Source organism: Candidatus Kaelpia aquatica, assembly GCA_030765335.1.
Classification (GTDB): domain Bacteria; phylum Omnitrophota; class Gorgyraeia; order Kaelpiales; family Kaelpiaceae; genus Kaelpia; species Kaelpia aquatica.
Genome location: JAVCCU010000039.1, coordinates 1 through 10983, shown reverse-complemented (window position 1 = coordinate 10983; position 10983 = coordinate 1). Strand labels below are relative to the sequence as shown.

General features: G+C 38.8%; 13 protein-coding genes and 1 tRNA gene. All 14 read left to right on the top strand.

Going from position 1 to position 10983, the window contains the following annotated elements; genetic code table 11:
- The coding region (locus P9X27_06615) for a hypothetical protein (GenBank protein ID MDP8254048.1) at window positions 1-300 on the top strand (300 nt) is incomplete at its 5' end.
- On the top strand, window positions 278-1621 hold the full coding sequence (der, locus tag P9X27_06610; GenBank protein MDP8254047.1) for a ribosome biogenesis GTPase Der: 1344 nt from the start codon (window positions 278-280) through the stop codon (window positions 1619-1621). The genes P9X27_06615 and der, both read left to right, overlap by 23 nt.
- 2 nt (window positions 1622-1623) lie before the next feature.
- Entirely contained in the window at window positions 1624-2208 is a 585-nt protein-coding gene (plsY, locus tag P9X27_06605) for a glycerol-3-phosphate 1-O-acyltransferase PlsY (GenBank protein ID MDP8254046.1), read from the top strand.
- A 139-nt stretch (window positions 2209-2347) separates the two neighbouring features.
- Window positions 2348-2704 (top strand): hypothetical protein, encoded by a 357-nt coding sequence (locus tag P9X27_06600; GenBank protein ID MDP8254045.1) that lies wholly within the window; start codon window positions 2348-2350, stop codon window positions 2702-2704.
- A 64-nt stretch (window positions 2705-2768) separates the two neighbouring features.
- Entirely contained in the window at window positions 2769-3440 is a 672-nt protein-coding gene (locus P9X27_06595; protein MDP8254044.1) for a glycosyltransferase family 2 protein, read from the top strand.
- Entirely contained in the window at window positions 3437-4081 is a 645-nt protein-coding gene (locus P9X27_06590; GenBank protein ID MDP8254043.1) for a protein-L-isoaspartate(D-aspartate) O-methyltransferase, read from the top strand. The genes P9X27_06595 and P9X27_06590 overlap by 4 nt, the downstream gene beginning before the upstream one ends.
- A gap of 3 nt (window positions 4082-4084) precedes the next feature.
- Window positions 4085-4540 carry a small multi-drug export protein gene (locus tag P9X27_06585; GenBank protein MDP8254042.1) on the top strand — a complete coding sequence of 152 codons (456 nt, stop codon included), beginning with the start codon at window positions 4085-4087 and terminating at the stop codon, window positions 4538-4540.
- 3 nt (window positions 4541-4543) lie between these two features.
- Entirely contained in the window at window positions 4544-6598 is a 2055-nt protein-coding gene (uvrB, locus tag P9X27_06580; GenBank protein ID MDP8254041.1) for an excinuclease ABC subunit UvrB, read from the top strand.
- Window positions 6555-7319 carry a biotin--[acetyl-CoA-carboxylase] ligase gene (locus P9X27_06575; protein ID MDP8254040.1) on the top strand — a complete coding sequence of 255 codons (765 nt, stop codon included), beginning with the start codon at window positions 6555-6557 and terminating at the stop codon, window positions 7317-7319. The genes uvrB and P9X27_06575 overlap by 44 nt, the downstream gene beginning before the upstream one ends.
- Before the next feature lies 1 nt (window position 7320).
- On the top strand, window positions 7321-8055 hold the full coding sequence (locus P9X27_06570) for a type III pantothenate kinase (protein MDP8254039.1): 735 nt from the start codon (window positions 7321-7323) through the stop codon (window positions 8053-8055).
- A gap of 168 nt (window positions 8056-8223) precedes the next feature.
- On the top strand, window positions 8224-8511 hold the full coding sequence (groES, locus tag P9X27_06565; GenBank protein ID MDP8254038.1) for a co-chaperone GroES: 288 nt from the start codon (window positions 8224-8226) through the stop codon (window positions 8509-8511).
- Between the two features lie 14 nt (window positions 8512-8525).
- Window positions 8526-10172: a chaperonin GroEL gene (groL, locus tag P9X27_06560; protein ID MDP8254037.1), complete on the top strand. Its 1647-nt coding sequence runs from the start codon at window positions 8526-8528 to the stop codon at window positions 10170-10172.
- A 578-nt stretch (window positions 10173-10750) separates the two neighbouring features.
- A tRNA-Thr gene (locus P9X27_06555) sits at window positions 10751-10823 on the top strand.
- A gap of 48 nt (window positions 10824-10871) precedes the next feature.
- Window positions 10872-10983, top strand: a 112-nt coding sequence (locus P9X27_06550; GenBank protein MDP8254036.1) for a GTP-binding protein, incomplete at its 3' end; no start/stop codon positions are given.

Below are 10983 nucleotides of genomic sequence, written 5' to 3'. Positions count from 1 at the left end.
TCGTTTCTTATACTTATATTTAAGCCGGAGTTTAAAGAAGCTATAGGTCTTCCTTTCTGGGTGGTTGTAGTGGTATTCTCAAGAGATTTTTTTATAGCACTAGGAAGCCTCATACTACACTTAGAGGGCAGGCTTCATATAGTACCATCTTACTTGGGTAAGATTGCTGTGTTTTTGCAGATGGCATCAATAATATCAGGTTTTTTGCTGTTCCCGTATGCACCATATATTTGGCATCTCACCGGTATAATTACAGCTTTAGCTGGAATAGGCTATTTTGTTAGAGAGATCCGAGCTTAAAATGTTATCCTATCCTGTAGTTGCAATTGTTGGCAGACCAAATGTAGGTAAGTCTACTCTCTTCAATCGTCTCCTAGGTTCAAGGCGTGCAATTATAGAGAAAAGCAAGGGGGTTACAAGGGATAGATTGTATGGCGAATCAGAGTGGGAAGGTGCCTACTTTACTCTTATAGATACCGGAGGCATTGTAACATCAGAGGATCTTAAAAAAGATATCTCTGTTAAAGTTAGAGCGCAGAGCTTAAAAGCTATTCGAGAGTCTGATATTGCAGTCCTTGTTGTTGATGCGGTGGAGGGGCTTCATCCGCTAGATAAGGAGATAGCCGATATCTTGCGCCTAGAAGAGAAAGAGGCTGTAGTGGTGGTAAATAAAGTAGATAACCAGAAGATGGAGCCGGCTCTCTCTGAATTTTACGGTCTCGGCATAGATGATGTAGTTGCTATCTCAGCCATGCATGGAAGAGCGGTAGACCGGTTATTAGACATCTTGAAAGAGCGTCTTCCTTTAATACCTCAGAGAGAAGAGGTGAGCGGAGCTATCAGGCTTGCTATTATAGGCAGGCCCAACGTAGGTAAGTCCTCTTTCTTAAATGCAGTTTTGGATGATGACCGTGTCTTAGTTGATGATAAGCCTGGGACTACAAGAGATGCGATAAATACGTCTTTAAAATTTAAAGATTCTGAGTTTATTCTTGTCGATACTGCTGGCATACGGCATAAAGGAAAAATAAAAGCAGGTATTGATTATTTCAGTTCTGTTAGGACTAGAAAAACAATAGATGAGGCTGACGTTGTTCTCTTTATGATAGACGGTTATGATGGGATAAGGAAAGACGACCTTCATTATATTTATAATATCTGGGAAGCTAAAAAAGGAATAGTGTTAGGTATAAACAAAAAAGACCTTATCGAAAAATCCTTGGGCGAGTATGAGGAATTAATAAAAGAGAGGTTGCCCATCATAGAGCATATTCCCGTTACTTATTTCTCAGCTACAGAGAGGGAGGGGTTAGAGGAAGTGCTCCTGATTGCCAAGTCGGTCTATGAGAATATGGGCTTAAGGGTAAAGACGTCGCAGTTAAATAGTTTTATTGAAGAAATAAAAGATGCTCATCCCGGTCTGGCCAAGGGTAAGAAAATTTTCAAGATGTATTACGGTGCTCAAGTTGATACCTATCCTCCCAAGATGGTCTTTACCGTAAATCATCCTGAGTTAATAAAGAAGAACTACTTAAATTTTCTTGAGCGAAGATTACGTCGTAAATTTGGATTCTTTGGATCACCTATCAATATGGTATTTAACGGGAAAAAGGAGAGGTAGTTATGAGAGAGGCAGTCTTTATCTTCTTTGCTTACATAGTAGGAGGGGTTCCATTCGCCTATATTATATCTAGAGTTTTTTCCAGAGTTGATATCAGAAAGAGAGGTAGCGGCAATGTTGGTGCGACAAATGTGCTTAGAGTTGTTGGTCCGATTGCCGGAGTATTAGTTCTTTTGTTAGATATTCTTAAAGGTTTTCTGGTTGTAAAGCTAGCGCCTCAAAGCATTATATATGTAGCAGGGTTGGCTGTTATTGTTGGTCACTGTTGGACTCCTTTCCTTCGCTTTAAAGGCGGCAAAGGTGTCGCAACTACATTAGGAGTTCTTTTAGGTATAAATCCTATTTTTTGTTTATTTGCTGCCTCAAGTTGGATTGTTGTGTTTAGTATTTTTAAAATTGTTTCACTCTCTTCGATTTCAGCAATCTTAATTTTACCTATAATTCTTCTTATTAGGGGCGAGCAGCCGTTCTTATTATCCTTTATAACTATATATTCAGCCCTGATAATATTTCGCCATCAGGCTAATCTTATTAGGTTGATAAGAGGGGAAGAGAAGAGGATAAAATTTAAGAAAAGTTGTAAATAATAGCGTATTTAAACCCAATCTTTTGCTTATCAATGTTGTACAAGGTTTTATTGGTTTATTTTATACACTTTATAAAAATATTTACAAAACTTGATTTTACTATGTTTAGATGGTATAAATACGGCAAGGAGATAAAATTATGAAAGAACTTTACTATAAAAGGGAGCTTTCGGATGATCGGAGAAAGAAGTATATCTCATTTCAGAGCTGTCTGGAGAATTGCGGCAGTAGGATTGAGATACATAAAAATTACAGCTACGATATAAAAGAAGAGAGAGTCATCAGGTCTCAGGCGGAGTTTAACGATATTGTTAAGAAGATTCACGATGGAGACGTTTTAAGTCATCTCTATATTAAAAAGATCGTGGACTCTGAGTCAGGTAAGACTACTTTAAGTTATATTGGTAAAGGCGAGTTCTTCGCTCTTTACAAAAATAAGGTCTATAGGGTTTTATATAAGCACGAGCATGTTGTCGAAGCTTACCCTGTTCAATAAAATTTCCCCACTTTTAATATTTAATATTTAATTTTTAATTCAACTGCTTTATACTATAGCTACTATGAAGCCATTAGTAGTTATTCCTGCACATAATGAAGAGAGGTTACTGGGCGGTGTTTTAGAGGATATATTAAGACCTAACCTTTTTGACATTCTTGTCGTCGATGATGGCTCTATAGACGACACTTATCAGCTAGCAGGTTCTTATTCGGTTGCAGTGTTAAAAAATGAGATCAATATGGGTAAAGGTGCTGCGCTAAAAAGAGGTTTCGATTATGCAGAGAGCAAGGGCTATAAAGATATTATAGTTGCTGATGCTGACGGACAGCATAAGGTAGAAGACTTAATTGCTATATATAATGTATCTTTAAATTCAAGCGCTGATATAATCATAGGAAATAGAATGTGGCGTCCGCAGAATATGCCTTGGATAAGAAAGACGACAAATACTCTGATCTCCAAAGCACTCTCTTGTATTGCTAAGGTATATATTCCGGATACGCAATGCGGGTTGAAATTATTGAGAGAGCATACGCTTTCAGGTCTAAACATATCTAGCAATAAGTTTGAAGTTGAATCAGAGATACTGCTTAAATCTATAAATAAAGGATGTAGGATAGAGTCTGTTAATATCTCTTCAGTCTACCTAAAAGGCAGAAGAAGCCATATCAGGCCTTTCCGGGATACGATGCGTTTCTTGAGATATTTTTTCAAAGTCCTCTGCGGTAGATGAATGGTTTTAAATCTCAGTTATTGAAAATGGTAGAGTCTCAGATTCAAGCCCGGGGCATAAAAGATAATAGATTGCTTTTGGTTATGAAAGAGATAGATAGAGCCGCTTTTGTTCCGGAGAGCGCTAGAGGCAACGCTTATATAGACAGCCCTTTACTTATCGAAGATGGTCAGACAATATCCCAACCCTTCATAGTTGCGCTTATGACAGAAGCATTATCTTTAACCAGAGAAGACAGAGTTTTGGAGATTGGGACAGGCAGCGGATATCAGACTGCAATACTCTCGCTGTTATCAAAAGAGGTTTATACCGTTGAAAGAATATCTTTGCTTATTGAAAGAGCAGAGCCTCGCTTAAAAGATTCTGGCTGCCGTAATATATTTTATAAACTAGGCGATGGCAGTATGGGTTGGGAAAAGCATGCTCCTTATGATAAGATAATGGTAGCTGCGGCTTCAAAAAGGATACCAGAGCTATTAATTCAGCAATTAAACCCAAAGGGGAAGATAGTTATTCCTTTAGGCGATAAAGATTGTCAGAAGTTAACTTTGGGGATAAAAGAAGATGATGGTATCAAAAAAGAAGTGCTTTGTGATTGTTCATTTGTGCCTTTAATAGGAGAGTATGGCTTTCAAAACTAAATTATGAATAATATTCTTTGGGTAATTTTAATTGCAGCCGCACCTGTTTTAGAATTGCGGGGCGCAATACCTTTAGCTATAAAGATGGGGTTTGATCCTTACGAGGCTTTTCTCTTCTCCGTGATCGGAAATATTCTACCTGTTCCTATTCTGCTCTTTGTTTTCTCTCCGATTACTGAAAGATTGAGAAGACTGTCCTGTTTTTCAAAATTCTTCAATTGGCTAGAAGAGAGAACTAAACGCAAGGCGGCTCTAATTGAAAAGTATGAGTTTTTGGGTCTAATTCTCTTTGTTGCAATTCCATTTCCAACAACAGGAGCCTGGACTGGATCTTTTGCTGCTAGCATCTTCAAGATGAGATTTAAAAAATCTTTTCTTGCAATTACGCTAGGTGTTATTATTGCGGCTGTTATTGTGAGCTTAATATCGTGGGGTGGTTTTTCGTTGTTTAAGTCATAGTCGATGAGCTTTGAATTAGTAAGTAATTATAGTCCTAAGGGAGACCAGCCTGAAGCAATAGAAGCTTTAACTAAAGGGTTCAGGTCTTCATCTAGACAGACCCTTCTTGGAGTTACCGGAAGCGGCAAGACTTTTACGGCTGCTAATCTGATAAAGAACATTGGCTTACCCACTCTTGTTATCTCGCACAATAAGACTCTTGCAGCCCAGCTCTATAGAGAGTTTAAAGATTTTTTCCCTCATAATGCTGTTGAGTATTTTGTAAGCTATTATGATTACTATCAGCCTGAAGCATATATCCCTGTTACGGATACCTATATAGAGAAGGATGCAGCTATCAATGATGAGTTAGATAAATTGAGACTGAGGTCTACTTCAGCTCTCATGAGCAGAGATGATGTAATAGTAGTTGCATCTGTATCTTGCATCTATAATCTAGGTTCTCCGCGGGAGTATAGAGAGCTTCTGTTTGCGCTTAAGAAGGGAGAGACTATATCTAGAGATGATATTCTTAGAGGGCTCCTTGATATTCAATATGAAAGAAATGATATTGAACTAAAGAGAAAGTTTTTTAGGGTTAAAGGTGAACTCATAGATGTCTTTCCTGCATATGCTGAGCTCCCATACCGTATTCAGCTTTGCGACGATAAGGTGGTCAAGATTTCAGAGATTGACTTTATAACAGGTGATACTGTATCTGAGTTAGATAAATTTCTGCTTTATCCGGCAAAACATTTTGTTGCAACTGAAGAGAGGATTAATCTAGCTGTCTTATCTATAGAGGATGAGTTAGAAATAAGGCTAGGTGAACTTAAGAATGAGGATAAAATTCTTGAATATCAACGGCTTCTTTCAAGAACCAAATATGATATCGAGATGTTAAAAGAGGTTGGCTATTGTCATGGGATTGAGAATTATTCCAGACATCTGTCCGGTGGTCTTCCTGGGGTCCGCCCCTGGTGCCTGCTCGATTATTTTCCCAAGGATTTTCTTTTAATCATAGACGAGTCTCATGTTAGCATTCCTCAGGTAAGAGGGATGTATAATGGAGATAGAACTAGAAAGCAGACTTTGGTTGATCATGGTTTTCGCCTTCCGTCTTGTTTGGACAACAGGCCTTTGAAATTTGATGAGTTTGAATCTTTGTTAAGCAAGGTTCTCTATGTTTCAGCTACGCCATCAAAATATGAAATAGAGAAGAGTGATCGCCGGGTCGCAGAGCAGGTCATAAGACCTACAGGGCTCTTGGATCCCGAGATAGAGGTTAAGTCTACTGATTCCCAGATTGAAGATTTAATATTTCAGATAAAAAATAGAGCAAAAAAGAATGAACGGTCTCTGATAACTACTCTCACAAAGAAGATGGCAGAGGACCTATCTTCTTATCTTTCTGAGCTAGGTATAGAGGTTACATATCTCCACTCCGAGATAGATACGATTAAGAGGGTCGAGGTCTTAAAAGACCTGCGTCTAAAAAAGATTGATGTTATAGTAGGAGTTAATCTGCTTCGAGAAGGTCTTGACCTCCCAGAGGTATCTTTGGTTGCCATTCTTGATGCCGATAAAGAAGGTTTTTTGCGTTCTGGAACGTCTCTGATTCAGGTTGCAGGCAGAGCTGCCAGAAATATTAATGGTAAAGTTATTATGTATGCCGATAAGATAACAGAGTCGATGCGATTTGCGATATCAGAGACAGAGAGAAGGAGGGCTATACAGCTTGGATATAATAGGAAGTATAATATAAAGCCCAAGACTATCAAGAAAGCCATAGCTGATTATTTGGATTTCTATAATGATTCTAGGCAGGTTGTCAGAGAGGCTGCGGGGGAGAGAGGCGAGTTGGAGCTACAGTTTTTAATAGCCGAGCTTTACAATGAGATGGAGGAGGCGGCGAGAAATCTTCATTTCGAAAAAGCAGTTAAAATAAGGGATTTAATATCGAGCTTAAAAGATAAGAATAATATATCTGAGGATGAAATTTTGAAAATATTAAAAGATATTGCGGGTAAAAAAAATGTCAAAAAAATTAGATCGAATAGAGATAAAAAAAAGGATTAAAGCGGGTCCCCTTGCTTCTGAGCTAGTTGTTCTAGATAGCATTGGTTCCACTCAGGATTATATCTTTGAGAATTCAGATAGCCTCAAAGATGGTGCCGTGATAGTTGCAGAGAGCCAATCAAATGGATATGGCCGAATGGGCAGGGTTTGGAATTCGTCTTACGGGAAAGGCCTTTATATGAGCGTATTGTTTAAAGGGGGGCTTGCTCCTTCAAGATATTCTGGTCTTACTATGCTAGGCTCACTCTCTCTCTGCCGTTATCTAAGCCTGGAGTATGGTTTTGATTTTAAAATGAGATGGCCAAACGATGTTATGTTTGAGGGCAATAAGCTGGCAGGTGTTCTGGCAAATATGAGAGATGGTATTATTGGTCTGGGTTTCGGGGTTAATATCAATCAGGATCTAAGCGAGCTCCCTGATATGGCGACTTCTATCTTCTTGCTTAGTGGAGAAGAAGTTGATAGGAATATTTTTATTCCTAATTTTCTTAATAGTTTCCAAAAAGATTTAGGAGATTGGGAGGAGGAATCTTTTAGGCATTTAAGAAAACTCTGGCTTGATTTTGCTTTACTCAAAGGAAAAGAGATTACTGCCTCAACAAGCAGTGGTATAATCAAGGGGACTGTTGAGGATATAACAGAGGATTGTGGGTTAATAATAAGAGGGGATATGGGTTATAAGGTTGTGCTCTCTGTTGCAGAGCTGATAAAGATAAGATGATATGAAAAGCACTCTGTTGATAGATTTAGGTAATACTAATATCGGTGTAGCCGTTAAATCTGAGGGCAGCCTAGGTAAGCCAGAAAGATTTAGCTTTGAGGACTTAGGCTCCTTCAGGTCTTACTTGATGGACAAGGATTTTAAAAGAGTAGTCATGGTATCTGTTACCCCAGAAAAAGAGAGAGTTGTTGAGATTCTTTTAAAAGGGATTTGTGCTCAAGTAGAGATAGATAAAGTGGGTGGGAGTGTAGGTATCCCTATTGTAAGTAATTATGACAAGGGTTCTAAGTTGGGCCAAGATAGATTGCTTAATGCTTACTTTGTCAAAGAGAAGGTTGGTTATCCTGCTATCTCTGTGGATGTTGGCAGCGCTATTACAGTAGATCTTATCTCGGCTAAAGGAGAATTTCATGGCGGTATTATTTTCCCGGGTTTTAAGGCTATAGCCAGAACTCTTGAAGATAAAACCGAGATGCTTCCGGAAGTAAATTTCGATTCTATTCCCCAGAGCTATTATGGCAGGAATACAGAAGATTGTATTAAGATTGGAGTTCTCACTGCTATTAGCAGTCTCGTGCATAGAGTGATAGAAAATTACAAAGAAATAGAGGGAAACAATAGCTTGGTAGTTATAACCGGCGGAGATGCTCAACTGATACTTGATAACTCAAAGGTAGATTTTATCTATCTTCCAGAGCTAACAATAAACGCCTTAAGTCTTATATCTTCTTTTTAGGGCTAATAAATGCAAGATATAGCTCTAAATTCCTTTGTTATCTTTTTTAGCCTTAAAATGTTCTAAAAATAGCTTGTATTCTTGTTTGCATATAATTATCTTTAGATGTATCGTTTAATCTCATGGTTTAGCACTCGGTTATTGTAAATGCCAAAAAGGAGGTAGAAGATGAGCGTAAAGCCGTTAGGGGACAGAATTTTGATAAAACCTATGCAGGCAGAAGAGAAGACCAAGGGTGGTATTCTGATTCCAGATACAGCAAAAGAGAAGCCTCAGCAGGGTGAGGTTATTGCTGTAGGTCAAGGAAAGACTCTGGAGACAGGAGAAGTAAAGGTACTCGAAGTAAAAGTTAAGGACAAGGTTTTGTACGGTAAGTATTCCGGGACTGAAGTAACAGTTGAAGGAGAAGAATACCTTATCATAAGAGAAGACGATATACTTGCAATAGTAGCATAATAGGAGGTAATGAAATGTCAGTAAAACAACTTTTATTTGATCAGGAAGCAAGAAGAAAAATTTTAGCAGGGGTTGAGAAATTAGCTTCGGCAGTTAAAGTTACATTAGGTCCTAAGGGGAGAAATGTAATTCTGGATAAAAAATTCGGTTCCCCTACAATAACAAAAGATGGAGTTACAGTTGCAAAGGATATTGAGCTTGAGGATTCCTTTGAAAATATGGGAGCACAGCTCGTAAAAGAGGTAGCAGAGAAGACCTCTGATGTTGCAGGTGATGGAACTACTACTGCAACAATACTTGCAGAGGCTATCTACAAAGAGGGTCTCAAGAATGTTACAGCAGGTGCAAACCCTATGGCGCTTAAGCGTGGAATTGAAAAAGCTGTTGAGAAGGTTATTGAGGAACTGAAGAAGCTCTCTAAGCAGGTTAAGGATAAGAAAGAGATTGCTCAGGTTGCAATGATTGCAGCCAATAATGATGTCTCTATAGGTGAGTTAATAGCTGAGGCTATGGAGAAGGTTGGTAAAGACGGCGTTATTACAGTTGAAGAGTCTAAGACTCTTTCAACCAACCTTGAAGTTGTAGAAGGTATGCAGTTTGATCAGGGCTACCTTTCTCCATACTTTGTAACAGATGCAGAGAAAATGGATGTGGTTTTAGAGGACCCCTACATCCTTATATATGAGAAGAAGATCTCTGCTGTTAAAGATCTCCTGCCTTTACTTGAGAAGATTGCAAGAACAGGTAAGTCGTTTGTGATAATTGCTGAAGATCTTGAAGGTGAAGCTCTTGCAACTCTTGTTGTAAACAAAATTCGCGGAACACTGTCCGGATGCGCTGTCAAGGCTCCAGGCTATGGTGAAAGAAGAAAAGCAATGCTTCAGGATATTGCAACTTTAACTGGCGGCCGCGCTATTACAGAAGATCTTGGTATTAAACTTGAGAGTATTGAGATAGAAGATTTAGGTAGAGCCAAGAAAGTTAATATAGATAAAGATAATACAATTATCATAGGCGGAGAGGGTGCTACTAAGGATCTGGAGGCAAGAATTGCACAGATAAAGAAACAGATCGAAGATTCTGATTCTGATTATGATAGGGAGAAGCTGCAGGAGCGTTTGGCAAAGTTATCCGGTGGAGTTGCTGTCATCAATGTTGGCGCTGCAACAGAGACTGAGATGAAAGAGAAGAAGGCTCGTGTCGAAGATGCGTTACATGCAACACGTGCAGCAGTTGAAGAAGGAATTGTTCCTGGAGGCGGAGTTGCGTTTTTAAGAACGATACCTCAGCTTGAGTCATTGAAGCTTGAAGGCGATCAGCAGATAGGAATTGATATTATACGCAGAGCGCTAGAAGAGCCTATAAGACAGCTTGTAAAGAATGCAGGAGAAGAGGGTGCGATAATACTTGAGAAAGTTAAAAATGAAAAACCCGAAGTGGGTTACAATGTCAATCTGTCAAAATATGTCAATATGTTTGAGGCAGGTATAATAGATCCTACAAAAGTTACAAGAAGTGCTTTAGAGAATGCATCTAGTATAGCATCTCTGCTTCTTACAACAGAGGCTCTTATCACTGATAAGCCTGAAGATGATAAGGGTTCTGCTATGCCGGCTGGCATGCCTCCTGGTGGAATGGGTGGAATGGGAGGAATGTATTAAACTTAAATAGTTAGATAACTTTAAAGCCCCGGATTTATCCGGGGCTTTTTTGTTGCAACCTTTCTTGACACATCTACTATCAACTAATGTTGACAGTTAGGTCGTTTAATCGTTTTTTTAGCCTACTTCTTTAGCTCTTTTTATAAAAAATACTCTGTTTTAAGCTCAATTTATTGATATCCAAGACCTAATTGCTTTTTTGGCATGAAGTTTGCTTATTAGACTACTAAGGCCGGGAGAACAAAAACCAAAGGTTTTCCTAAAGGCAAAAGCCGAGGCCTAATGAAAGAATCACCTCCTTCCGAGCTTGCTCGGAAGGGGGAACAAAAAGTTCTCTGAAAATTTAAAGAAAACAAAAGAGGAGACCCAACCTTCTCAGGCCCCCGCCTGTGGCCAAACCCCTCCTCCTAAATCAAAAACTCGGGTCTCCTTTTTTTTATTTTTTCTTTAAATTTTTTCTTGACACCAATTCCCTTATAAGCTATATTTAATCAAAGTTCGGTAGATTTAAAATAAAGATAAATGGGTAAAGACCTGAAAGACAGGTGTTTTTCATTCTGTCTTTTGTTTATTAAGAAGCCCTTGTAGCTCAGACGGTAGAGCGCTTCCTTGGTAAGGACGAGGTCGGCGGTTCGAATCCGCTCGAGGGCTCAGAAGTTTAAGCGTAGTATGATTTAATGCTAAATCAGGAGGTAAAATATGGCTAAAGAAAAGTTTGAACGAACTAAGCCGCATGTAAATATTGGAACAATAGGTCACGTTGATCACGGTAAGACAACGTTGACATCAGCTATAACATCTACGCTTGCTA